This is a genomic window from Aeromonas sp. 2MA4, assembly GCF_029237305.1.
GTDB lineage: Bacteria > Pseudomonadota > Gammaproteobacteria > Enterobacterales > Aeromonadaceae > Aeromonas > Aeromonas salmonicida.
Genome location: NZ_JAACFY010000006.1, coordinates 22,558 through 45,244, shown reverse-complemented (window position 1 = coordinate 45,244; position 22,687 = coordinate 22,558). Strand labels below are relative to the sequence as shown.

Sequence of the window (22,687 nt, the reverse complement as noted above, 5' to 3'; positions counted from 1 at the left end):
CCTGAATGCCCATGGGGCGCATTATTTCTTGAATGTGTGACTCGCGGATCGGGAATCGATCCTGGTCAGGGCACAACACGGATACCCTGACCGGAAGCGACTCGGGGAGGCATGGCACCTCCCCGTGCTCGTCAGCCGTTACTTGTCATCGACCGGGGTCAGCCAGTTCCATTTGTCCTTTGTCTGGCCGTTGAACAACCCGAAGAAGGCGTTCTGCAACTGCTCGGTCACTGGGCCACGGCAACCGGCACCCACCTTCATCCGATCCACCGAACGCACAGGTGTTACCTCGGCGGCAGTGCCCGTCATGAAGATCTCGTCCGCCACATAAAGCGCCTCGCGGGGCAGCGCCTGCTCGCGCACCTCATAACCCAAGTCTCGCGCTAGCGTCATGATGGTGTCGCGGGTAATGCCGGGCAGGATGGCGGCGGTGGCAGGCGGGGTGAAGAGCACGCCGTTTTTCACCAGGAACAGGTTCTCACCAGCGCCTTCGCTCAGGTAGCCGTTCACATCCAGCGCCAGTCCTTCTGCGTAGCCGTTGCGCTTGGCTTCCCGGCTGATGAGTTGGGATGAGAGGTAGTTGCCACCTGCTTTGGCGCCGGTCGGAATCGTGTTGGGGGCCAGCCGGTTCCAGGAGGTGACGCACACATCCACCCCGTTTTTCAGACCCTCTTCCCCCAGATAGGCACCCCACGGCAGGGCAGCCACCATGAGCTCGGCCTTGGCATCCAGCGGTGGATGCAGTCCCAGCCCCACATTGCCGATAAAGGCCAGCGGACGCAGATAACCGCTCTTGAGGCCGTTCTCGCGCACCACGGCGCGGCAGGCTTCATTCACCTCGGCCTCGCTGTAGGGCACCTCCATCCAGTAGATTTTGGCGGAGTCGAACAGGCGGCGGGTGTGCTCCTGCAGACGGAAGATACAGGTCCCCTTGGGGGTGTCATAGGCACGCACACCCTCGAACACAGAGGAGCCATAGTGCAGGGCGTGGCTCATGACGTGCACCTGGGCATCTTGCCAGGGAACCATGTGGCCGTTGAACCAGATATATTGCGGCTGGGGTTGGGAAGGCTGTGACATTGCTGTTGCTCCTTAAGCTCTGATCCGGGGTTGCTGTTCCAGTGCATCGACCCGGGAGACGTCCACCAGCTTGACCAGCTGGCTCCATAAATGCTGGATGGGACGCACCGACTCGACAGTAACCGTGATCCGCAGCTGTTGGCAATCCTGCTCCGCCCCCATCTCCATGCTGAGGGCACAGAGATTGAAGCCGCGGTGGCGCACCACCCTCAATACCCGTTCCATCACTTCGGGTCTGGGCTGGGCGTGAATGTGCAAGGTGTGTTGTGCAAATGCTGGCTGCGCAAAGGTGTGCGGGTTCATGGGCGTTGCTCCATCATCTTGTGGTTGGCGACTCCCGGCGGAACCAGGGGCCAGACGTTTTCTTCCTCTGAAATGGCCACATGCAGCAGATAGGCGCCTTCGCTCCCCAGCAGGCGGTCGAGAGCTGCTGCGATTTGATCCTTGCATGTGATGGTCTCACCCGGGATGCCAAAGGCGGCGGCCAGAGCGACGAAATCGGGGTTGTCGGAGAGGATGGTCTCGCTGTAACGACCATCGAAGAACAGCTCCTGCCACTGGCGCACCATGCCGAGACGCTGGTTGTCGATCAGCACCATTTTCACCTTGAGCTGAGCGCGGCGTATGGTGCCCAGCTCCTGCACGTTCATCATGAAGGAGCCATCACCGCTCACCAGCACCACCTCGTCATCGGGGCGCGACATCTTGGCGCCGATGGCGGCGGGCAAGCCAAACCCCATGGTACCGAGACCGGCACTGGAGAGATGATTGCGCGGACTGGTGAAACGCATGTGCTGGGCCACCCACATCTGGTGCTGGCCCACGTCGCAGGCCACCACGCTGGTGTCCGGCAGGCGGGCCGAGAGTTGCTTGAGCAGGGCCGGGGCATAGATGGGCTGGCCGGGGTGGTCGTAGCGAAACGCATACTCGCGGGCCATGTTAGCGCAGTGCTCACGCCAGGGATCGATGGCCAGTGCCATGGCCAGGGCGGGCAACACCCGCTTGAGATCCGTGGTGATGCCCACTTCGGCGGCGCGGCGCTTGCCGAACTCGGCGGCATCCACATCCAGATGGATCACCTTGGCCTCGGGGGCAAACTCTTCCAGCTTGCCGGTCACCCTGTCATCGAACCGGGCACCCACTACCACCAGCAGATCGCACTGCTGCACCGCATAGTTGGCCGACTTGGTACCGTGCATGCCGAGCATGCCCAGATAGACAGGGCTGTCAGGATCCAGCGCGCCAATCCCCTTGAGGGTGGTGACCGCCGGCATGCCGGTGACGGTGGCAAACTCGCGCAGCTGGGTTTCGGCATTGGCCATGCCCACTCCGCCACCAACGTAGAGCACCGGGCGCTCGGCAGCCGCCAGCAGGGTGCGGGCCAGCGTCAGCTCGGCCGGATTGAGGGCCTCAGGCTCCTCCACCGCAAACAGCAGATTCTGCGCTGGCACGGCGGCCAACTGCACATCCTTGGGAAAATCGATGAGCACAGGACCGGGACGACCTTCGGTGGCGATGGCGAAGGCCTCTTCCAGCACACGCCCCAGATCCGCCACATCGGTCACCATGAAGGAGTGCTTGGTGCAGGAGAGGGACATGCCGAGCACGTCGACCTCCTGAAACGCATCTGTACCTATTGCGGAACAGGGCACCTGACCGCTGATGGCCACAAGGGGCACCGAGTCGAGCAGTGCCTCCGCCAGCCCGGTCACCAGATTGGTGGCGCCCGGGCCCGAGGTGGCGATGCAGACCCCCACCTGGCCGGAGGCGCGGGCATAGCCCACCGCAGCCATGGCGGCCCCCTGCTCGTGGCGACAGAGCTGATGGGCAAGGCCCCCGTCATACAGGGCGTCGTAGACCGGCATGATGGCTCCGCCCGGGTAACCAAACACCTGGGTCACACCCTGTTTCTTGAGAGCCTGTACCAAAAACTGCGCGCCGTTCATGTGGAAAATCCTGTCCTGTAGTCGAAAAAAAACCCCCGAGCTGTGAGGCTCGGGGGTCGCTTGTTTCGTTCTGTCCGGTGGTGGGTTTATCCCTTGTTCCGTGCAGCTAAACGAGCCCCGAGCGGTGAGATAATAATCACCACTAGGACCACAATAATGCTGACGAAACGGGAGGCCATGTTCATAGTTACAACCGGAAATCCTGTGAAATTGGGGCGGTTTGCACCGCGAATGGCTATTAGAACTAGCACGGTGATTTTTATTGGGCAAGCCTTTTTTACCTGACAAGACTCTGATTTTGACTAAGCAGCAGCCTTATGGCTGGAACAAAAAACTAATAAAAAACGGTTAACCAGCACATACATCAAACCAAGGACGGGATTTATGTCATTAGCTGTGGTTTATAGCCGTGCCAGCCTGGGGATAGCGGCGCCGCAAGTCACGGTGGAAGTTCACCTCTCCAACGGTCTGCCCGCCTTCAACATGGTGGGATTGCCGGAAACCTCGGTGAAGGAATCCCGGGATCGGGTGCGCAGTGCCCTGCTAAACGGTAATTTCGAGTTCCCGAGCAAACATATCACGGTCAACCTGGCACCCGCCGACCTGCCCAAGGAGGGGGGCCGTTTCGATCTGGCCATCGCCATCGGCATTCTCGCCGCTTCCAAGCAGATACCAGCAAAATACCTGCTCGATCACGAATTTTTAGGGGAGTTGGCCCTGACCGGCGAGATCCGTCCCGTGCTCGGGGTGCTGCCCGCCGTGCTCGCCTGCCGCGATGCGGGGCGCACCCTGCTGGTACCGAGAGAAAATGGCCCCGAAGCCTCCCTCATTCAGGATGCCGAGGTACGTACCGCCCACCAGCTGCTGGCCGTCACCGCCTGGCTGGCAGGCCAATATGAGCTGCCTCTGCCGGAGCTCCAGACCACGGACTCCCTGCCCGATGTGCCGGATCTGCAGGATGTGATCGGCCAGTCACAGGCCAAGCGGGCATTGGAGATCGCTGCCGCCGGCAGCCACAATCTGCTGTTCATAGGCCCGCCCGGTACCGGTAAGAGCATGCTGGCCAGCCGTTTGCCCGGCATCTTGCCACCCCTGAGCGAGCAGGAGGCTCAGCAGACCGCAGCCATCCACTCCATCGGCGGCCTGACCCCGCGCGCCGGTCACTGGCACCACAGGCCCTATCGCACGCCCCATCACAGTGCCTCCGCCGTGGCCCTGGTGGGCGGTGGCAGCCATCCCAGACCCGGCGAAATATCCTTGGCCCACAACGGGGTACTCTTTCTCGACGAGCTGCCGGAGTTCGAGCGCAAGGTGCTCGACTCTCTGCGCGAACCGCTGGAGACGGGCCACATCACCATCAGCCGCGCCGCCCGTCAGGTGGATTTCCCCGCCCGCTTCCAGCTGGTGGGCGCCATGAACCCCAGCCCCTGCGGCCACTATGGTGACGGCCAGACCCGCTCCAGCCCGGATCAGATACTTCGCTATCTTGGCAAGCTCTCCGGCCCCTTCCTCGATCGCTTTGACCTGACGGTGGAGGTGCCGCTGCTGCCCAAGGGGAGTCTCACCGGCAAGGCGGAGCGGGGGGAATCGAGTCAGCAGATCCGCGATCGAGTACTGGCGGCGCGGGAGCGAATGCTGAGCCGCAATGGCAAGCTCAACAACCTGCTTGATAGTCGTGAAATCGAAGATATTTGCCGATTATCGCCGCAAGATGCCGAGTTTTTGGAGAATGCCATCCAGAAGCTGGGACTCAGCATCCGGGCCTGGCACCGCATACTGCGGGTGTCACGCACCATAGCAGATCTGGCGGGGCGACCTGCGATCGAGAAGGATCATCTGATCGAGGCTCTCGGCTACAGGGCCATGGACAGGCTGCTGTCGCGGCTGCGCAGCGGCTGAATGGCTGGGATAAAGAGATAGTGAGTCCCACATGCGTGAGGGTCCCGTGCATGGTCTAGCGGCTCATCGGCTGATATTATGGTCACAGATCTGACCACTTGGTTGCCACCCACAGACAACGAGACGGACCCGACTCATGCACAACAAGCTGATAGAGCGGCTGCGCGGCAGCCTCTCGACCCTGCTCTATTTTTTCAACACCCTCTTCTGGTTTATCCCCATCTTCTTGCTGGGCATTTTCAAGCTGCTGTTGCCACTCAAAGGCTGGCGTACCCTCTGCAACGCTCTGCTGGATGGCTGCGCAAGCTGCTGGATCGGTGTCAACAACCTGATCCAGAAAACCATCATAGGGACCTCTTTCGAGGTGGTCGGCGCGGACAAAGGAAGCCGTGATGAGTGGTACATGGTGATTGCCAACCATCAATCCTGGGTCGACATACTGGTATTGCAGCGGGTTTTTAATCAAAAAATCCCCTTCCTGAAGTTTTTCCTCAAGAAAGAGCTGATTTGGGTACCTTTTCTCGGTCTGGCCTGGTGGGCGCTGGACTTCCCCTTCATGCGGCGCTATTCCCGTAAATTTCTGGAAAAAAGGCCACATCTGAAGGGAAAAGACATAGAAACAACCCGAAAGGCCTGTGCCAGGTTTTGCCACATTCCGGTGAGTGTGATGAACTTCGTGGAGGGCACCCGCTTCACCGCCCACAAGCACGACAAACAGGCAGCGCCTTATCGCCATCTGTTGCACCCGAGGGCTGGTGGCATCGCCTTCACCCTGGCGGCCATGGGCGACCAGCTGCATCAACTGGTGGATGTGACCATCGCCTATCCGGGTGGTATCCCCAGTTACTGGGACTTCATGTGCGGTCGGGTGAAGGAGATCAAGGTTCAGGTTCGCTTTCTGCCAATTGAACGCAAACTGGTAGGGGATTACTTCAATGACCCCGAGTTCCAACAGGCGTTTCAACAGTGGTTGAACGGGATCTGGCACGAAAAGGACCAGACCCTTAGCCAACTGCTGGCAGACAAGGCGCGGTAAAAGACCCCTCACCAATCCAGCTCTACCCGGCAGCAGGGCTGGCCTTCAGGTTGGTGACCATGGCAACAGTTTGAGAGTGGTTTTCAGGAATGGCTGAATGCGCGTTGGCAGGAAACTGACGTCGTGCGGGCACAAGTGATACCGGCCGATGCTATGGGTCAGTTTGGCGTTGAGTCCGACTCCTTGGCGATTGCCGAAGCAAGCGCCAAGGCCAGTTCTGGCAACTGCTCCTCGCTGAACACTGCGATGCCGTTGTGACGCAGCAGGGCCGTGGTCTTGCCCTCACCCGCCACTGATACACCTTCGAAGCGGCCATTGTAGATGCGGCGACTACCGCAAGAAGGACTCCCCTCCTTGAGCAGGGCAAAGCGAATGCCTTGTGCCTGACAGATCGCCAGCGCCAACTCGGCGCCGCGATCGAACTCGGCCGTCACATCCAGTCCGTTCGCGGTCAGCACCAGATCACCCTGCCGCTCGGCAGGGGGGCGCGGAGTCGGCAGTCCGCCTGCCACTTCGGGGCAGAAAGACTGCGTTCGCCCCTCGGCGCCAAGCTCATTCAGCCAGTCGCTGACAATCCCCTTGCTCTGGCCATCGTAACGTACTGGCTGACCCAGCAAGCAGGCACTCACCAGCACCCGGGGCGGCGCTTTGCTCATGCTTCTGCCCCGTGCATCACCTGATCGAACATGACGCAGCAAGGGCTCTCCAACCGGTAGATAATGGCGGGGCGCTGCTTGCCGGTGCGCTTGCGGCCGGTGTCCACCAGAATATCGGCACGATGGATCCGCTTGCGAAACGCCGCTGTATTCATGGGAGTTTGCAGGATGATTTCAAAGGCACGCTGCACCTCGGAGAGAGTGAACTCGGACCCCAGCAGTTGCAGCGGCAAGGTGCTGTAGCGACTCTTGATCCGCAGTCGCTCCAGTCCTCTGGCAATAAGCTGGGTATGATCGAAGGCGAGACTGAGGCCGGGCAGGGCCGAGAGTGGATGCCAGCAACCGTGCACGGCTTCGACTTCCGGATCGACCAGACAGAGGTAGACCAGCGCGGTGGACCAGCCACGGGGATCCCGCTCCAGATTGCCGAGAGTGCAAACCTGTTCGCTGTAGCAGTGGCCGAGCCCCCACTCCGCCAGCAGGCGATGGCGAGCCGTGTCCAGGTCCCGATCCCGAGTCTCGTCGATGCGCAGTGCCGGCAGTTGCCAGCAGTTGGCAAAGGGAGGGTGATCACGGGTTTCGAGCAACAGCTCGAGCCGCTCCTCGTACAACCGCAGCACCACCATATCCAGACTCATTCTCAGCATGTCGATCGCCCTGCTCGCCTTCCATTAATGTTTGGTAGATAATATCACACGAATAGTATGTGAAGGAGCCAATCATGGGAACCGTCGCCAGCCTGGATATTGATGCGCAGAAGGGATTTACTCCCCTCTGCCCGAACGAACTGCCCGTCGTGGGCGGGGATGATATTGTGGCTGCGCTCAACGCTCAGGCCACCCTCGCCACCCTGCGTATTGGCAGCAAAGACTCCCATCCCGCCAACGCAGCCTGGGCCGTCAGTGACCCCGCTGGCATGCTGTTGCCGCTGGACTTGCCCAATGCCGACCTCACCTGGCCGGTACACTGCGTGCCCGGCACCCAAGGCTTCGAGCTGCTGGATGGCCTGCCCGCCCCCATCGATTACGACTTCTTCGTCTGGAAGGGGGTCGAGCCGGATCTGCATCCCTACGGCACCTGCTTTCACGACCTGGCCGAACGGCGCAGCACAGGGCTCATCGAATTCCTGCATGCCCGTGGCGTCACTACCGTGCTGGTCGGCGGCCTCGCCACCGACTACTGCGTCAAGACCAGCGTGTTGCAACTGCGCCACGCCGGTTTTCGGGTGATCGTCCATCTCGATGCCTGCCGTGGTATAGCCCCGGATACGGTTGCCAGCGCTCACTCCCAGATGGTCGAAGCCGGGGCCGAGCTGGCCCAGACCTTGATCGATGTACAACGCCTGCTGGATGCCTGATATGCCGCCGATCCTCACCCGCCAAGCCGATACCGGCGCCTGCACATTACCTATGCAGCAGGAGCGCGTCATCGCGCTCACCAACCTGCGGGGAGCCTGATATGCCACCGATTCTCACCAGCCTGCTCGACACCGACGCCTACAAGCTGCATATGCAGCAGGCGGTATTCCATCGCTATCCGGATGCCGAGGTGGTGGCCGAATTCCACAGCCGCAACGAAGAAGATCTGCTGCCCATGATGGGCCAGATCGAGGAGCAACTGCGTCTCGCCGGCTCCCTGCGGCTCACCAGGCCGGAACTGAATTTTCTGGCCGAGCGCCCCTTCTTCACCGCCGACTACCTGGATCACCTGCGCCGCAAGCCCCTCGATGCCTCTCTGCTGCAGGTATTCGAGCAGGATGGCCGCATCAATGTGCGGGTAGAAGGACCCTGGCAGGATGTGATCCTGTGGGAAATCCCGGTGCTCGCCATCATCAGCGAGATGCGCAACCGCTTCCGCTACCCCCAGTTTGGCGTCAGCCAGGCGCTGGATCGGCTCGATCAAAAGATCGACAAGCTGGAACAGGACCTCAGCCCGGAAGAGATGAGCGAGTTCAACCTCATCGACTTCGGTACCCGTCGCCGCTTCTCCCATGCGGTGCAGGATGCGGTCGTGGGCCGTCTCAAGGAGCGGCTGCCGGCATTTCGCGGCACCAGCAACTACCTGCTGGCCCAAAAGTACCAACTACCTGCCGTGGGCACCCAGGCCCACGAGTGGTTTCAGGCTCACCAGCAGCTCGGCTTCCCGCTCGAGCACAGCCAGCGCGCCGCCCTCACCAGCTGGCTGGACGAATTCACCAACCACCTCGGCATTGCCCTGACCGACTGCATCACCATGGACGCCTTCCTGCGTGATTTTGACTTTGAGCTGGCCAGCCGTTATCAGGGTCTGCGCCACGACTCCGGCGACCCTGTTGTATGGGGCGAGAAGGCCATCAGCCACTACCAGCGCCTCGGCATAGACCCCACTGACAAGACCCTGGTCTTCTCCGATGGGCTCAACCTCGACAAGGCGGTGCAGCTGTTCCGCCACTTCCGTGGCCGCATCAACACCAGCTTCGGCATCGGCACCAAGCTCACCTGCGATCTGCCCGGTGTCAGCCCCATGAACATCGTCTTCAAGCTGATGGAGTGCAACGGCGGCCCGGTCGCCAAGATCTCCGACAGCCCGGGCAAGACCCTGTGCCGGGATGCGGACTTCATCCGCAACCTCAAGCAGGCCTTCCACGTCGGGGTGTAACACGCCTTTTTGAGGAACCCATATTGCGCAGAGCGCCGATGGCCCCCTACCATGACCCTCTTGAAAGGTCCGACTGGTGTCGGGCCTTTCTCTTGCCCGAACGACAGACCACAAGGAACCGCCCATGACCTCTAAATGGATATTTGCCCTCACCACCCTGCTGGCCAGCCTGGGCGCCACTGCCGCCGAGCCGCTGCGGGTATCCGCCATCCCGGATGAAGCCCCCACCGAGTTGCAGCGCAAGTTCGCCCCGCTGGGAGAATATCTGGCCGAGAAGACGGGGCGCGAGGTGGTGTTCGTACCGGTCAACGATTACGCCGCCGTGGTCGAGGCGCTGGCCGCCGGCAAACTCGACATGGCCTGGCTCGGGGGTTTCACTTATGTGCAGGCCCATCGTCGGGCCGACAAGGTAGTGCCGCTGGTACAGCGCCAGGAGGATGCCCAGTTCACCTCCAAGTTCATCGCCAATGCCGACAGCGGCATCAAGACCCTGGCCGACACCAGGGGCAAGGACTTCGCCTTCGGCTCCCCCTCCTCCACCTCGGGTCACCTGATGCCGCGCCACTTCCTGGCCGAGCAGGGCATCAATCCGGAACGTGACTTCGCCCATGTCGCCTTCTCCGGTGCTCACGACGCCACCGTTGCCTGGGTCGCCTCCGGCAAGGTGCCGGCCGGTGCACTCAACGCCTCCGTGTGGGACAAGCTGGTGGAAGAGGGCAAGGTCGATACCGCCAAGGTGAAGGTGATCTGGACCACGCCGACCTACTTTGATTACAACTGGACTGTGCGTGGCGACCTGGATCCGGCGCTGCAGGAGAAAATCAAACAGGCCTTCCTCAGCCTGGATCCTGCCGTCCCGGCCCAGGCAGAGATCCTCAAGCTGCAGCGGGCCAGCCGTTTCATCGAAACCAGGCCCGAGAACTATCAGGGCATAGAAGCGGCCGCGACCCAGGCCGGTCTGCTGAAGTGATCGCCGTTGCGCTGGACGGAGCAGGGCTACGGCTCGGCGAGAGTCGCATCCTGCATCCGCTTCGCCTGCAGATCGAGGCAGGGGAGTGTGTCGCCATCATAGGACCGAGCGGCGCGGGCAAGACCAGCCTGCTGCGGCTGATCGGCACAGAGCTGCGCGGTGAGCTGGCACTCTCCCTGTGGGGGGAAAATCCCTGGGCCCTCTCCACCCGGGCCCGCCAGCGGCTGCGCAGCCGGATCGGCATGGTCTGGCAGCAGCCTCCGCTGCCCGCCTCCCAGCCGGTGGTGACTGCCGTGCTGGCTGGCAGACTCGGCCATTGGTCCCTCGTTCGCGCCCTGCTCTCGCTGCTGCGCCCCTGCAATCCGGACGGTGCACGGGCCGAACTGGCCCGCCTCGGCCTCGCCGACAAGTGGCAGCAGCGCTGCTGCGAGCTCTCCGGTGGCCAGTTGCAGCGGGTCGGCATAGCCCGGGTGCTCTATCAGCAGCCGGATCTGATGCTGGCCGATGAACCTGTCTCCGCCCTCGATCCCGTACTCGCCCAAAGCAGCCTGGATGCCCTGCTGGCGCAAGCCCGCACGCGCGGCAGCACCCTGATCGCCAGCCTGCACGCGGTCGAACTGGCCCTCGAGCGCTTCCCCCGCATCATAGGCCTGCGCGAGGGGCGGGTGCAGTTCGACTGCCCCGCCGCCGCCGTCACCCCGGCCATGCTGGCCGCCCTCTACGCCGGTGACCAGGAGGCATTGCCGTGTATCGGCTGATGAGCCGCTGGCGCCATCCCCTGCCCTGGCTGCTGGCCCTGGTCGGCTACAGCCTGTGGCAGCAGGCCGACGGCTGGCTGGGCTTGCTCGATGGCCAGAGCTGGCGGCAGATGGGCAACTTTCTCGCCACCAGCTGGCCACCCCGCCTGGATCAGGACTTTCTGGCCCTGACCCTGACCGCTACCCTGGAGAGTCTGGCCGTGGCGACTCTGGGGCTGGCCGGTGCCCTGCTGCTCGGCATTCCGTTCGCCTTGCTCGGCTCCCGCGCCCTGTCGCTGGCCGAGCTGGGGCCTATCCCCAGCCCGCTGCGCGGCGCCTTGCGCGCCTTCAGCCGGCTCATCGCCATTCTGCTGCGCAGCCTGCCCGAGCTCATCTGGGCGCTGCTGTTCGTGCGTCTGTCGGGGCTCGGGCCCCTGGCCGCCATCCTGGCCATCGCCGTCAGCTACGGCGGCATGCTGGCCAAGGTCTACAACGAGATCATGGAGAGCGGCGCCCTGCAACCGGCCCGCGCCCTGCTACTCGGCGGCAGCGGCCGCCTGCAGGCGCTCTGGTACGGCGTGCTGCCCGCGGTGCGCCAGGAGCTGCTCTCCTACACCGTCTATCGCTGGGAGTGTGCTCTGCGCGCCTCCGTTATCATGGGTTTCGTCGGTGCTGGCGGGCTCGGCCAGCAGCTCGAACTCTCGTTGCGCATGTTTGCCGGTGGTGAGGTAGTGACCCTGCTGCTGGCCTTCATCCTGCTGGTGACCCTGGCCGACGGCCTCAGCGCCTGGCTGCGCCACACCCGCTCCCCCGGCCTGCAACTGCTTGCCTGCCTGGGGCTGGCCAGCGCCATGGCACTCCACCAGCTCGACTGGCGCATGCTGAGTTTTTCCTTCGGCGGGCTGGGCCGGTTCATCGGCGAGTTTCTGCAACCGGACTGGTCGGGGCCTTTTCTGCGAACAGTCGGCCTTGGCCTGCTCGATACGGTGCAGATGGCATTGCTGAGTACCCTGTTGAGCGCCCTGCTGGCCCTGCCGCTGGCCTGTCTCGCCCGCCACTGCTGGCCACTGAGGCTGCTGTTCAACCTGCTGCGATCCGTGCCGGAGCTCATCTTCGCCAGCCTGCTGGTGATCGCGGTCGGGCTGGGGCCGGTGGCGGGCATACTGGCGCTCACCCTGCACACCACTGGCGTGCTGGCCCGGCTGTTCGTGGAGACGCTGGAGAACGCGGATCAGGCCCCTCGCCTCGCCCTGCAATTGAGCGGCGCCAGCCCCACGGCCAGCTTCTGGTACGGGCTGTTTCCACTGGTGTCACGCCAGTGGCTGGCCTACAGCCTCTATCGCGGCGAGATGAACCTGAGGGCCGCCACCATACTCGGGGTGGTGGGCGCAGGGGGGCTGGGGCAGCAGCTCTATGTGTCGCTCAGCCTGTTCCGTTACGATCAGGCAGCCACCCTGATCCTGGCCATCTTGCTGCTGGTCTGGCTGGCGGAAAGCGCCGGTCGTCATTATCGAGGAGCACAACGAATGGCATGCCGAAGCGAAGAATAAGCATGAGTGGGGCACGAAGCCCTTGGTGAAAGGTGACGAAGCGGTGGTGTCATCATGGCCTGTGCTAATGTGACAAGCCATGATGACCGTGTCGTTGTTTCGTGGCAGCTATCAGCGATTGACGTCCACGATAACCCGCCCTCTCACTGATCCCTCTATTAACTGGGCTGCGGTAGGGATGACGTCATTCAACCCTATTTCCCGCACAATCAGATCCAGCTTGGTCATATCCAGATCTTGCCCCAGACGCGACCAGGCTTCCAACCGTTCGGCACGTGGGCACATGACACTATCGATCCCTACCAAGGTGACGCCGCGCAAGATAAAGGGAGCAACGCTTGCCGGAAAGTCCATGCCACCCGCCAGTCCACACGCGGCAACGATGCCACGATAACGGGTTGTCGCGCAGATATTGGCAAGCGTGTGACTGCCCACGACATCAATGGCACCCGCCCAACGCTCTTTGCCAAGCGGCCGACCCGGATTGGCAAACTCGGCGCGATCCAGCACTTCGCTGGCGCCTAGCTGCATGAAGTAGTCCTGCTCGGCGGTACGACCACTCACAGCGACAACACGATAACCCAGCTTGGCAAGCACCGCGATGGCAACGCTACCGACGCCACCTGCCGCCCCCGTAACCAGAATGTCTCCATCCGCAGGCTTGAGGCCATGTCGCTCAAGCGCCATGATACACAACATAGCGGTATAACCTGCGGTGCCGATAGCCATGGCCTGCTGCGGGCTAATCTGTGCGGGCATGGGGACCAGCCACTCTCCTTTCACACTCACCTGCTGAGCCAGGCCCCCCCAATGCACTTCACCCACCCCCCAACCATTGAGCAAAACCCGATCACCCGCTTGATAATCAGTATGTGATGAGGTGACCACAGTCCCGACCAGATCGATGCCGGGCACCATGGGAAACTTGCGGACGACCGGCCCTTTACCGGTAATGGCGAGCCCGTCTTTATAGTTGAGGGTGGAATAATCAACCTTCACCCGCACATCACCGTCCGGTAACTGTGTTTCCTCGATGCTTTCAACTGCTGCGCGATAGCCAGCCTCATCTTTTCTGATCACAATGCCTTTAAACATGCTTTTCTCCCAACAATTAGACCGATCGCCTATTAAATTATAAAAAAAATCACCTGATACTGCGGAAGAAGCAGGCGGCAAATAGTTGCAACGGCTCATTGCTGTGCTCCAACTTGGCTCTCAGCACCGCACCTTCCCAACCAATCCAGAAAAATGCGGCCATTTGAGAGCAGTCAACCTGAGGGCATATTTCACCGGCAGCTTGTGCCGCCTCAAGGACACGGGTAAAACGTTGCTGCCAGTCGCGGAACACCCCGCCAAGTTGTTCACGAAAACTTTCTGGCAAGCTTCCCATTTCCTGGCCGAGGTTACCGATAAGACAACCTCGTTTGAATTCATATCGCTGCATGCCTTCCTGCGCATCGGCAATAAAGGCAGCGATGCGATCAAGGTGAGACAACGCCGGGTTTTGCAGATGACGCTCCAGCTTGCGCACAAAATAACTGGCATAGCAGTCAATAAGTGCTTTGCCAAACGCTTCCTTACTGTCGAAATAGTGATAAAAAGATCCCTTGGGTACGCAGGCCTGCTTGAGGATCTCATCGAGACCACTGCTTGAAAAACCCTTTTCAGTCAGCACAATCAGTCCCGCCCGCAACAGTAAATCGCGAGTATCAAGTTGATGGTCCCGCTGGCGTGGAGGTCGACCACGGCGACGAGGTGAAGGGCGAATTGTATCCATGGCAACAACATTAGACCGATCGTTTTTAAAATACAAGTTTCTGAATCATCATTACCGTTGCCAACACAGCTGGTTGTCACCGCATGATCCCGGGTTCAAACAGACAAAAAGCCCGCCGGTTTGCACCGGCGGGCTTTTTCATGGAGTACAGCGGGATCAGTCTTTCTTGGCCAGCAGGAAATTCACCAACTGGCTGAACTGTTCCTGAGAAGTAATGGATTCGATCTTAACCATGTACTTGCCGTTGACCAGGAAGGCTGGCACACCGCGAATGTTGTAGCTCTCGGTGTTGCGATCAAACTGGGACACCATGCCGGATACGGCGAAGCTGTCGACGGCACCGTCGAACTCTTCAGCCGGCACGCCGTTATCCAGGAAGATCTGCTTCACATCCGCGCGGCTCTGCGGATACTGGCGTTGGGTATGGATCTTGTTGAAGATAGCCGGGGTCAGCTTGGCTTCAACATTCAGCAGGCTGGCCAGGGCATAGGCGCGCTGCATTTCCGGACCCATTTCGCGGCCCAGGAAGGCCACCGGGTTCTTCTTGAGGGGAACGCCTTCTGGCATCCCCGCTTTCAACTGTTCAACGATCGGCTCGAAGGTCGCGCAGTGCGGGCAGTAGTAGGAGAAAAACTCCACCACTTCCGGCTGGGCACTGCCTGTCTGTTTGACCACGTCATAGTTAACGCCTTCCTTGAATTCGGGGGCGGCGTGAACCATGGGGATCATCAGCATGGCAGCGAGGAAAAATAGTACTTTTTTCATGACGTTTCCTGTTAAGGGATCACTGTGAGGCACGCCCGGCGAACCGAAGCAGTGCCAAGCCTATTGCGTCACCACTCAGACGTCAATGGCAAAGGGCCACACCGGCAGGCGCTACGGCAGAGAGCGTCATCGACAGACAATCGCTGTGGGCTGATGCCGACGCGCCCTCGCTCACCACCCTGGCGTCAGGGTCAACGGCGGCGCCTTGAGCGCGACCAGTTGATCGTGCGGCAGGTATCGCGATCTGCGGGCACCCATCAGCACTCCTGATATGTCACCACCCCGGCGTCAGGGTCAACGGTGGCGCCTTGAGCGCAGCCAGTTGATCGTGCGGCAGGTATCGCGGTCTGCGGGCACCCATCAGCACTCCTGATATGTCACCACCCTGGCGTCAGGGTCAACGGCTGTGCCTTGAGCGCGGCCAGTTGATCATGCAGGGTCGCAATCTGCTGACGCCAGTAGTGGTCGGTATTGAACCAGGGGAAGTGACGGGGAAACGCAGGGTCGTCCCAGCGCCGTGCCAGCCAGGCCATATAGTGAACGATGCGCATGGCCCGCAGCGGCTCAATCAAGGCCAGCTCGCGCGGGTCGAACTCCATGAACTCCTCATAGCCGGCCAGCAGGGTGTCGAGCTGGATTAACTGCTCGTGGCGCTCGCCGCTCAGCATCATCCAGAGATCCTGGATGGCGGGGCCGGTGCGGCAGTCGTCGAGATCGACAAACATGGGGCCATCACGCCATAGAATATTGCCCGGATGACAGTCACCGTGCAGGGAGATCTGTGCCACATCCAGAGTCATGGCATCACAGACGTGCTTGATCAGCTCGTCGAGTACACCGAAGAATTGCTTGGCCAGCCCGCTCGGCAGCCATTCACCGGATGCCAGCAGCTCACGCGGTTCGTGCAGCATGCTCTCCACATCCAGCCGAACGCGGTGATGGAAGGATCGGCTGGCACCGATCTGGTGAATCCGGCCAAGATAGCGCCCCACCCACTCCAGCTGATCCAGGTTGTCCACCTCGAACTGGCGGCCTCCCACGCTCTGCCAGATGGCAAAGGGATAGCCCTGATGCTCCAGCAAGGTTTCACCCGCGAAGGAGAGCGGCGCAGCGACCGGGATCTCCGCCTCATTGAGTCGGGCGGCAAAGTCGTGCTCTTCCAGGATCTGGGCACGACTCCAGCGACCGGGACGGTAGAACTTCACCACATAGCGGCGGCGCTCCTCGTCCTGAAACTGATAGACCCGGTTTTCGTAACTGTTGAGCTCGATGAGGCCGGAGTCGAGTCGCAGACCGCTGAGATCCAGCGCATCCATGATGAGGTCGGGAGTAAGATCGGAATAGTTGAAACGCATGTCATCCACCATTAAAAAGGGGCGCCGTTGCGCCCCATTCTATCACCACTAAGCTCAATGGCGTTCCACACCAATCAGTTGCACCAACTATTCCCATTACAGCCGGCTGATAAACTTGCTGGCCTGACGCAGTGTGCCCTTGCTGTCATCGGCTGCCGCCCCATCCCGTTTCAGCACGAACTGTATATCCAAAGTCGGCTTCTTCAGGTTGAAGGGATCGACCGCCACGCTCACCGGCAGAGTGTAGATCTCGCCCGCCTTCAGGGTCACTTCGCGGGGGCCGAACCACTCGTGCTCCGGCAGCCCTTCCACATCCAGCTGATAGGTCTGGGCATGCAACGTCTTGTTGAGGATCTTGAGGGTATAGGTGTTCTCGATGAGCCCCTCGCTGTTCTCGCGGAACAGCTGGTTGCGATCCCGCAGTATGTCGAGCCCCATGGGCATGATGGACATGGCGTTGTAGACGAACACCCCCAGCATGATGACCATCACCAGGCCATAACCGAGCAGCTTGGGCCGCGCCACATGGGTGCTGTTATGGGCCAGCTTGTGCTCTGTGGTGTAGCTGATCAGCCCTTTCGGATAGCCCATCCGATCCATGGTCTGGTCGCAGGCATCGACGCAGGCACCGCAGTTGATGCACTCGTACTGCAGGCCATCGCGGATGTCGATGCCGGTCGGGCAGACCTGAACGCAGAGGTCGCAATCGATGCAATCCCCCAGCCCCAGCGCCTTGGGATCCGCTTTGCGGCTACGGGCACCCCGGGTCTCACCACGCTTGGTGTCGTAGCCGACGATGAAGGTGTCCTTGTCGAACATGGCTGACTGGAAGCGGGCATAGGGGCACATGTGGATACACATGATGGCACGCATCCAGCCGGCATTGCCGTAGGTACAGGCCGTGAAAAACAGTACCCAGAAGATGACCCAGCCACTCGCCTGCAGGGTAAAGAAGTCGGGCACCAGCTCGGTCACATCCTGGAAATAGGCGACGAAAGTGAGACCGGTACCGAGGGATAACAGGATCCAGGCCAGATGCTTGGCCCCCTTGCGGGCCAGCTTCTCGCCACTCCAGGGGGCGGCATCCAGCTTGCGCCGCTTGTTGGCAGCCCCTTCCAGCTTCTCTTCAAACCAGATGAACATGAAGGTCCAGACCGTCTGCGGGCAGAGATAACCGCACCAGACCCGGCCGAGGAAGGTGGTCACGAAGAAGAGGGCAAAGGCGGCGATCATGAAGATCCAGGCCAGCAGGGTCAGATCCTGCGGCCAGATGGTGGCACCAAAGATGTGGAACTGCTGATGGCCAACATCGAACAGCACGGCCTGACGACCGTCATAGCGCAACCAGGGCAAGGCAACGAAGAGCACCACGAAGAACCAGCCCATGACCTTGCGCATCCGCTGCCAATAGCCGGTCTGTGCCCTCACGTAAATGCGGTTGCCGGGATTGAACCTGTCATCGCTGGCTTTAAACGTGTTCGGGTTGAAAGTCCCGGTGACGCCCTTGTCAGTCACATCCTTGATATCGATTTTTTCATGATCGGCCATTGCAAGACACAGCTCCCTTATTTGTTATGGAGCGGATTATATCTTAAACAGCCTGCTAATTGTGTGGGTAAGATGTATCTAATGTTCGAGTCATGTCGCAATTTTCAGCAACAAAAAAGGCGTATCGCCGGTTGACGATACACCTCTCGTTGAGATTCTCTTGAAACTACTCAGCCCGGTTTGTATCAAGCCGGGATCACTTGATGCCGCGAGCCTTGAGCAGGGCTTCCTTGAAATCGGGCACATGATCCTTGGCCAGACCCGGGATCATCGCCTGCTTGTCGGACTCCCGCATCTTGAGGTGGTAGATCAGCATGTCGTCGGTCAGGTCGGACAAGGCGCCGTCATAGCCAGCTTCCGCCGCCAGTTTGGCAACAAACTGCACCAGGCTGAGATCCTGTTCCTTGATCCAGGCAGGCTGCAACAACTCCAGCAGCTCTTCGATACGATGACATTGCATAGACAACCTCTTTAATCTGTCATGTGAAACTCAGGCAACCTTACCCATCAAGGCTACTTCGATACGATCCCGCCCATTATGCTTGGCCTGATAGAGGGCCGCATCCGCTTTTTGGATAAGCTCCGCGATGGAGCCGCTCTGATCCGGCACCAGAGTGGCGACCCCGAAGCTGCAACTGACCCGGCCAGAGACCAGGGATTTCTGGTGGGGGATACCCAGATCCTTGAGGGCCATTCGCACGTTTTCGGCAATCTGCAAGGCCCCCTGCATGCTGGTACAGGGCAGCAACAGAGCGAACTCCTCCCCGCCGTAACGAGCGGCGAGATCATCCTCGCGACGCTGCACCTCGGCCAGCAGCGCCGCCACCCGTTGCAGACACTCGTCACCCTGCTGATGACCGTACAGATCATTGAATTGCTTGAAATAATCCACATCTACCAACACCAGCGACAGAGGTGCCCGGGCACGATGGCAGCGACGCCAGGCCCGTTCCAGAGAGTCGTCAAGGTGGGCGCGGTTGGCGATGCCGGTCAGGCCGTCGAGGCGGGAGGTGAGACGCAAATGCTCGGAGACCGCCTTCAGCTCGGCCACCAGATCGGCGTTGGAGAAGCGGTGGTAGAGAGAGGCGACCTGATCCCGCCGCAGACGGCGCAGCAGAGTCGGCAAGAAGACAAACAGATAGCCTGCCAGCATGCAGGAGACAATCCGTTCCTGCTCGTTGCCGGCCCCCAGCTCGAACAGCATGGCAAGCCCGAGTGGCAAGACGGCGCCATAGAGGGAGCGGCGGCTGCCAAACAGCATGATGGCACTGCCGGTGAGGATCAGGCTGGAGAGCATCATCATGGCGGCACGATAGGTGTCGGGCAGCTTGTCCATGTAGAGCAGCACACCGAGCGCCCAGATGATGGAAGTAATGGTGACCCCGATGAACAGCTCGCGTTCCAGCACTGGCAAGGGGGTCTGCGTCAGACTGGACTGACGCCAGCGCAGGTGCCAGCCTCGACACAGCAGCAGCAGGCAGACCAGAGCCAACCAGCCGAGTGCCTCGCCAGCGGGCAGGTAATCGTGGAACAGCAGGCTCCAGCCGAGTGCCAGCAGGCCCAGGCAAGGCAGGCTGAATGAGGAGTGAGTATAAAGCTGGGCCATGATGGCCTGCTTCACCTGACGTGTCACACTCTGAGTCAACTGCATGCTCCCTGTACAAGAGCCGCACAGTCTACCACTCCCCCTTCCGGGCCAACAATAAAACGTCTGTTATTAAGCGGTTAGTCAACCGCGTTCCAGCTCGTCCAGGATAGGACACTCAGGATTTTCGTCCCCGTGGCAGCAACAGACAAGCCCTTCGAGGGAGGTCAGCATGGCTTGCAAGCCTGCGATGCGGCTGCGCAGATCGACTATTTTCTCCTGCGCCAGCTTCTTCACCTGAGCGCTGGTTCTGTGCTCGTTCCGATAGAGCGCCAACAGCTCCTGGCACTCCTCCAGATTGAAGCCTGTCTCCCGCGCACGCTTGACGAAGCGCAGCTCCCGCAACGCGCCCTCCGTGTAGCTGCGATAACCGTTGTCGCTGCGTACAGGGGCTGAAATGAGGCCGATACTCTCGTAGTAGCGAATCGTCTTGGCGGTCAGCCCCGTGGCCTTGGCAACCTTGCTGATATTCATTTATGTCTCCTTACCAATCTGGATGAGGGCTGGTGTGTGCGCCGCCTTGGGCTGCCAGCGTTTCAGTAACAGGGAATTGCTCAAAACGGTAATGCTGCTCAGGGCCATGGCCGCCCCCGCCAGCTCGGGGCTGAGATAGCCCAGTGCCGCCAGCGGAATGCCGATGATATTGAACACGAAGGCCCAGAACAGGTTCTGCTGTATGGTGCGCCAGGTGGCTGCAGAGATGTCGATGGCATCGGCCACCAAGCGAGGGTCAGATCGCATGAGCGTGATGGAGGCAGTCTCCATTGCCACATCGGAGCCGGATCCCATGGCGATGCCCACGTCCGCCGCCGCCAGCGCAGGGGCGTCGTTCACTCCGTCCCCCACCATGGCCACCAGCCCCTGGGTGCGGGCGCGCAGCGCCTCCACTTTTTCCACCTTGCCCGCAGGCAGCACGGAGTCAAAGGCTCCGTCCAGCCCCAGCTTGGCGGCGATATGGGCCACGGGTGCCGGCGCATCGCCGCTCACCAGCCAGCTGGCGATGCCACGCTGGCGCAGGGTGGAAATGGCTTCCGGGCTCTCTGGCCTCAAGGTATCGGCCAGGGCCGCGATGCCGACGGCCACGCCGTCGATGGCAACCCAGACCCGGGTCGCACCGTCAGCAGGCTCTTCATCCTGCTGCGGCTGCTCAATCCCGAGCTGGGCCAGCAGGGAGGCATTGCCGATGGCCACTTCATGGCCCGCCACCTGGCCTTTGATCCCGGCACCGACCCGCACCTCGACCTCCTCCGGCTGGGGCAGCACCACGTCTGTGCCGACCGCCTCACGCATGGCCAGTGCCAGCGGATGCTCGCTCGCCTGCTGCAGGGCGGCTGCCAGGCGCAACTGCTCGGCATTGCCGCTCCAGCTTGCCAACACGGGCCGCCCCTGAGTGAGGGTACCTGTCTTGTCGAAGATGAGCGCCTTGATGGCGTGGGCCTTCTGCAGGGTATCTACATCTTTGATCAGAATGCCGTGACGGGCCGCCACCCCGGTGCCTGTCACTATGGCTGCCGGCGTCGCCAGCCCCAGCGCACAGGGACAGGCGATCACCAGCACGGCTACGGCAGCCAGCAGTGCCTGACCAAAGTCGTTGCCGATGGCGTACCACACCAGCAGGGTGAACAGGGCTATGGCCATCACCACAGGCACGAACACGGCGGACACCTTGTCCACCAGCTGTTGCAGCGGTGCCTTGCCCATCTGGGCGCTCTCCACCAAGGCGATGATCTTGCTGAGGCTGGAATCCTCCCCCACTGTGGTGGCTTCGATCTCCAGTACGCCGGAGCGGTTGATGGCTCCACCCAGCACGCTCTCCCCGACACTGCGCGGTACCGGCAGGCTCTCACCGGTGAGGATAGACTCATCGAGATCGCTTGCGCCGCTCACTATCTTGCCATCCACAGGCACCCGCTCGCCCACCAGCACCCGCAACCGATCGCCGCGCAGCACTTCATCTATGGCCAGGCTCTGCCAGCGTTCGCCACGCCAGACGGTGGCGGTTTCCGGCCGCAGCGCCATCAGCTCGCGAATGGCGGACTGGGTGCTGCGGCGGGCGCGCGCCTCCAGCAGTTTCCCCAACGAAATGAGCGTGATGATGATGGCGCTCGCTTCGAAATAGAGCTTGCCGCTGGCGGCCATCCCCAACGTCAGCAGCAGGTAGAGGCTGTAGAAGTAGGCAGCACTGGTGCCGGTCGCCACCAGCACATCCATGTTGGCGGAGCGGTTCTTGATGGCGAGCCAGGCGCCGCGATAGAAGCGGGCCCCAATCCAGAACTGCACCGGGGTAGCGAGCACCAGCTCCAGCCAGGCGGGCATATGCCAGGGCAGCAGCCCCGCCATGGCGATCATGCCCACCAGCAGCGGCAGAGTCAGCAGAGCTGAAATAACAACCTGGATCAGCGCCTTGTGTGCGGCGGCAGCCTCCTGCACCTCCCGCGCCTGCAACTGCTGGCGGCGACCGCTGGCAGAGCCCTGCGCCAACTGGGCTCCAAAGCCGAGCGCCTCTATACGTTCGCGCAACAAGGCCGGCGTCTGCATACCCGGCACTAGGGTAATGCGGGCCTGCTCGATGGAGAAATTGACCTCAGCCGAAATAACCCCAGGCAATGCCGCCAGCATCTTGTTGAGACGTGCGGAGCAACCGGCACAGGTCATGCCGCTGATCTGGAAGGAGAGGGTCTCGTGGCCGTAGCCATAACCCTGCCCGGTAATGCTGTCGAGTACTTCGGGCAAGCGGGCCGGGTCACCTAACTCGATGGCCGCCTGCTCCAGCGCGAAGTTGACGGTGGCCGTTACTCCCTCAAGCTGGTTAAGGGCAGTGCTGATGCGGCTGGCGCAATTGGCGCAGCTCATGCCGCTGAGCGGCAGTTGCAGATGAATGGGGTCTTGAATCTGGGTGGTCATGATGTTCCTCCTCGGAACCAATCGGCCAAACTGGCTGCCGACCGACAAACCCTAACCTTTACTGTAAGGGTAAGCTCAAGCCACGACACACACTTTTTAAACATAAAAAAAAACGGCGCCCGCCCCCTGCCGGATTACCCGGGCAAGAGGCGAGCGCCGATGCATGTCTTGTTAGCGCTAGA

At 61.2% G+C, this 22,687-nt stretch carries 21 protein-coding genes; 7 read left to right on the top strand and 14 right to left on the bottom strand.

Features of this window, described 5'->3' with window-relative positions; genetic code table 11:
- Positions 1-138 precede the first annotated feature (138 nt).
- From GWQ31_RS08335 to ilvG, 3 genes are read right to left on the bottom strand one after another with little or no spacing between them, the layout of a single operon-like run.
- Entirely contained in the window at positions 139-1,080 is a 942-nt protein-coding gene (locus GWQ31_RS08335) for a branched-chain amino acid transaminase (RefSeq protein ID WP_059111903.1), read from the bottom strand.
- Positions 1,081-1,092: 12 nt separating this feature from the next.
- Positions 1,093-1,383, bottom strand: a complete 291-nt coding sequence (ilvM, locus tag GWQ31_RS08330; protein WP_005318216.1) for an acetolactate synthase 2 small subunit — start codon at positions 1,381-1,383, stop codon at positions 1,093-1,095.
- On the bottom strand, positions 1,380-3,026 hold the full coding sequence (gene ilvG, locus GWQ31_RS08325) for an acetolactate synthase 2 catalytic subunit (RefSeq protein WP_265461695.1): 1,647 nt from the start codon (positions 3,024-3,026) through the stop codon (positions 1,380-1,382). The genes ilvM and ilvG overlap by 4 nt, the downstream gene beginning before the upstream one ends.
- Before the next feature lie 384 nt (positions 3,027-3,410).
- Here ilvG and GWQ31_RS08320 point away from each other — a divergent pair, with 384 nt between their 5' ends.
- On the top strand, positions 3,411-4,925 hold the full coding sequence (locus tag GWQ31_RS08320) for a YifB family Mg chelatase-like AAA ATPase (protein ID WP_265461694.1): 1,515 nt from the start codon (positions 3,411-3,413) through the stop codon (positions 4,923-4,925).
- A gap of 136 nt (positions 4,926-5,061) precedes the next feature.
- Positions 5,062-5,961, top strand: coding sequence for an acyltransferase (locus GWQ31_RS08315; RefSeq protein WP_275909102.1), 900 nt, complete (start codon positions 5,062-5,064; stop codon positions 5,959-5,961).
- 158 nt (positions 5,962-6,119) lie between these two features.
- Here GWQ31_RS08315 and GWQ31_RS08310 read toward each other — a convergent pair whose 3' ends face one another.
- Complete coding sequence (locus GWQ31_RS08310; protein ID WP_265461692.1) at positions 6,120-6,617, bottom strand: DUF523 domain-containing protein; 498 nt, start codon at positions 6,615-6,617, stop codon at positions 6,120-6,122.
- Positions 6,614-7,264 carry a DNA mismatch repair protein MutT gene (locus tag GWQ31_RS08305; RefSeq protein WP_275909101.1) on the bottom strand — a complete coding sequence of 217 codons (651 nt, stop codon included), beginning with the start codon at positions 7,262-7,264 and terminating at the stop codon, positions 6,614-6,616. The genes GWQ31_RS08310 and GWQ31_RS08305 overlap by 4 nt, the downstream gene beginning before the upstream one ends.
- 74 nt (positions 7,265-7,338) lie before the next feature.
- On the opposite strand from GWQ31_RS08305, the gene GWQ31_RS08300 reads away from it, so the two are divergent.
- The 5 genes from GWQ31_RS08300 (at position 7,339) to GWQ31_RS08280 (ending at position 12,511) form a co-directional block, all read left to right on the top strand.
- A complete protein-coding gene (locus GWQ31_RS08300; RefSeq protein ID WP_275909100.1) occupies positions 7,339-7,974 on the top strand; it encodes a nicotinamidase in 636 nt (211 codons plus the stop codon).
- 101 nt (positions 7,975-8,075) lie between these two features.
- Positions 8,076-9,254, top strand: coding sequence for a nicotinate phosphoribosyltransferase (pncB, locus tag GWQ31_RS08295; protein ID WP_021138499.1), 1,179 nt, complete (start codon positions 8,076-8,078; stop codon positions 9,252-9,254).
- 124 nt (positions 9,255-9,378) lie between these two features.
- Entirely contained in the window at positions 9,379-10,224 is an 846-nt protein-coding gene (locus GWQ31_RS08290; protein WP_265431837.1) for a putative selenate ABC transporter substrate-binding protein, read from the top strand.
- Positions 10,221-10,982, top strand: a complete 762-nt coding sequence (locus tag GWQ31_RS08285; RefSeq protein WP_275909099.1) for an ATP-binding cassette domain-containing protein — start codon at positions 10,221-10,223, stop codon at positions 10,980-10,982. The genes GWQ31_RS08290 and GWQ31_RS08285 overlap by 4 nt, the downstream gene beginning before the upstream one ends.
- Positions 10,982-12,511 carry an ABC transporter permease subunit gene (locus GWQ31_RS08280; protein WP_275909177.1) on the top strand — a complete coding sequence of 510 codons (1,530 nt, stop codon included), beginning with the start codon at positions 10,982-10,984 and terminating at the stop codon, positions 12,509-12,511. The genes GWQ31_RS08285 and GWQ31_RS08280 overlap by 1 nt, the downstream gene beginning before the upstream one ends.
- Before the next feature lie 111 nt (positions 12,512-12,622).
- Here GWQ31_RS08280 and GWQ31_RS08275 read toward each other — a convergent pair whose 3' ends face one another.
- The 9 genes from GWQ31_RS08275 to GWQ31_RS08235 all read right to left on the bottom strand — a co-directional run bounded on the left by GWQ31_RS08275 (position 12,623) and on the right by GWQ31_RS08235 (position 22,505).
- Positions 12,623-13,606, bottom strand: a complete 984-nt coding sequence (locus GWQ31_RS08275; protein ID WP_265461779.1) for an MDR family oxidoreductase — start codon at positions 13,604-13,606, stop codon at positions 12,623-12,625.
- A gap of 49 nt (positions 13,607-13,655) precedes the next feature.
- Entirely contained in the window at positions 13,656-14,288 is a 633-nt protein-coding gene (locus tag GWQ31_RS08270) for a TetR/AcrR family transcriptional regulator (RefSeq protein ID WP_275909098.1), read from the bottom strand.
- 156 nt (positions 14,289-14,444) lie between these two features.
- Positions 14,445-15,053 carry a thiol:disulfide interchange protein DsbA/DsbL gene (locus GWQ31_RS08265; protein ID WP_005318191.1) on the bottom strand — a complete coding sequence of 203 codons (609 nt, stop codon included), beginning with the start codon at positions 15,051-15,053 and terminating at the stop codon, positions 14,445-14,447.
- A 377-nt stretch (positions 15,054-15,430) separates the two neighbouring features.
- Positions 15,431-16,420 (bottom strand): serine/threonine protein kinase, encoded by a 990-nt coding sequence (locus tag GWQ31_RS08260; RefSeq protein ID WP_265461687.1) that lies wholly within the window; start codon positions 16,418-16,420, stop codon positions 15,431-15,433.
- 84 nt (positions 16,421-16,504) lie between these two features.
- A complete protein-coding gene (gene ccoG / locus GWQ31_RS08255) occupies positions 16,505-17,956 on the bottom strand; it encodes a cytochrome c oxidase accessory protein CcoG (RefSeq protein ID WP_096120015.1) in 1,452 nt (483 codons plus the stop codon).
- Positions 17,957-18,152: 196 nt separating this feature from the next.
- Complete coding sequence (locus GWQ31_RS08250) at positions 18,153-18,416, bottom strand: YihD family protein (RefSeq protein ID WP_005318183.1); 264 nt, start codon at positions 18,414-18,416, stop codon at positions 18,153-18,155.
- A gap of 30 nt (positions 18,417-18,446) precedes the next feature.
- Positions 18,447-19,601 carry a diguanylate cyclase gene (locus GWQ31_RS08245; protein WP_181455381.1) on the bottom strand — a complete coding sequence of 385 codons (1,155 nt, stop codon included), beginning with the start codon at positions 19,599-19,601 and terminating at the stop codon, positions 18,447-18,449.
- An 84-nt stretch (positions 19,602-19,685) separates the two neighbouring features.
- Positions 19,686-20,075 (bottom strand): Cu(I)-responsive transcriptional regulator, encoded by a 390-nt coding sequence (cueR, locus tag GWQ31_RS08240; RefSeq protein WP_005318178.1) that lies wholly within the window; start codon positions 20,073-20,075, stop codon positions 19,686-19,688.
- Positions 20,076-22,505, bottom strand: coding sequence for a heavy metal translocating P-type ATPase (locus GWQ31_RS08235; RefSeq protein WP_275909097.1), 2,430 nt, complete (start codon positions 22,503-22,505; stop codon positions 20,076-20,078). It lies immediately after the preceding gene.
- Positions 22,506-22,687 lie beyond the last annotated feature (182 nt).

What these genes read in the sequence shown, in the direction of transcription:
- GWQ31_RS08335 (WP_059111903.1), bottom strand. Translation starts at nt 1,080, where the DNA reads ATGTCACAGCCTTCCCAACCCCAGCCGCAATATATCTGGTTCAACGGC.
- ilvM (WP_005318216.1), bottom strand. Translation starts at nt 1,383, where the DNA reads ATGAACCCGCACACCTTTGCGCAGCCAGCATTTGCACAACACACCTTG.
- ilvG (WP_265461695.1), bottom strand. Translation starts at nt 3,026, where the DNA reads ATGAACGGCGCGCAGTTTTTGGTACAGGCTCTCAAGAAACAGGGTGTG.
- GWQ31_RS08320 (WP_265461694.1), top strand. Translation starts at nt 3,411, where the DNA reads ATGTCATTAGCTGTGGTTTATAGCCGTGCCAGCCTGGGGATAGCGGCG.
- GWQ31_RS08315 (WP_275909102.1), top strand. Translation starts at nt 5,062, where the DNA reads ATGCACAACAAGCTGATAGAGCGGCTGCGCGGCAGCCTCTCGACCCTG.
- GWQ31_RS08310 (WP_265461692.1), bottom strand. Translation starts at nt 6,617, where the DNA reads ATGAGCAAAGCGCCGCCCCGGGTGCTGGTGAGTGCCTGCTTGCTGGGT.
- GWQ31_RS08305 (WP_275909101.1), bottom strand. Translation starts at nt 7,264, where the DNA reads ATGCTGAGAATGAGTCTGGATATGGTGGTGCTGCGGTTGTACGAGGAG.
- GWQ31_RS08300 (WP_275909100.1), top strand. Translation starts at nt 7,339, where the DNA reads ATGGGAACCGTCGCCAGCCTGGATATTGATGCGCAGAAGGGATTTACT.
- pncB (WP_021138499.1), top strand. Translation starts at nt 8,076, where the DNA reads ATGCCACCGATTCTCACCAGCCTGCTCGACACCGACGCCTACAAGCTG.
- GWQ31_RS08290 (WP_265431837.1), top strand. Translation starts at nt 9,379, where the DNA reads ATGACCTCTAAATGGATATTTGCCCTCACCACCCTGCTGGCCAGCCTG.
- GWQ31_RS08280 (WP_275909177.1), top strand. Translation starts at nt 10,982, where the DNA reads ATGAGCCGCTGGCGCCATCCCCTGCCCTGGCTGCTGGCCCTGGTCGGC.
- GWQ31_RS08275 (WP_265461779.1), bottom strand. Translation starts at nt 13,606, where the DNA reads ATGTTTAAAGGCATTGTGATCAGAAAAGATGAGGCTGGCTATCGCGCA.
- GWQ31_RS08270 (WP_275909098.1), bottom strand. Translation starts at nt 14,288, where the DNA reads ATGGATACAATTCGCCCTTCACCTCGTCGCCGTGGTCGACCTCCACGC.
- GWQ31_RS08265 (WP_005318191.1), bottom strand. Translation starts at nt 15,053, where the DNA reads ATGAAAAAAGTACTATTTTTCCTCGCTGCCATGCTGATGATCCCCATG.
- GWQ31_RS08260 (WP_265461687.1), bottom strand. Translation starts at nt 16,420, where the DNA reads ATGGTGGATGACATGCGTTTCAACTATTCCGATCTTACTCCCGACCTC.
- ccoG (WP_096120015.1), bottom strand. Translation starts at nt 17,956, where the DNA reads ATGGCCGATCATGAAAAAATCGATATCAAGGATGTGACTGACAAGGGC.
- GWQ31_RS08250 (WP_005318183.1), bottom strand. Translation starts at nt 18,416, where the DNA reads ATGCAATGTCATCGTATCGAAGAGCTGCTGGAGTTGTTGCAGCCTGCC.
- cueR (WP_005318178.1), bottom strand. Translation starts at nt 20,075, where the DNA reads ATGAATATCAGCAAGGTTGCCAAGGCCACGGGGCTGACCGCCAAGACG.
- GWQ31_RS08235 (WP_275909097.1), bottom strand. Translation starts at nt 22,505, where the DNA reads ATGACCACCCAGATTCAAGACCCCATTCATCTGCAACTGCCGCTCAGC.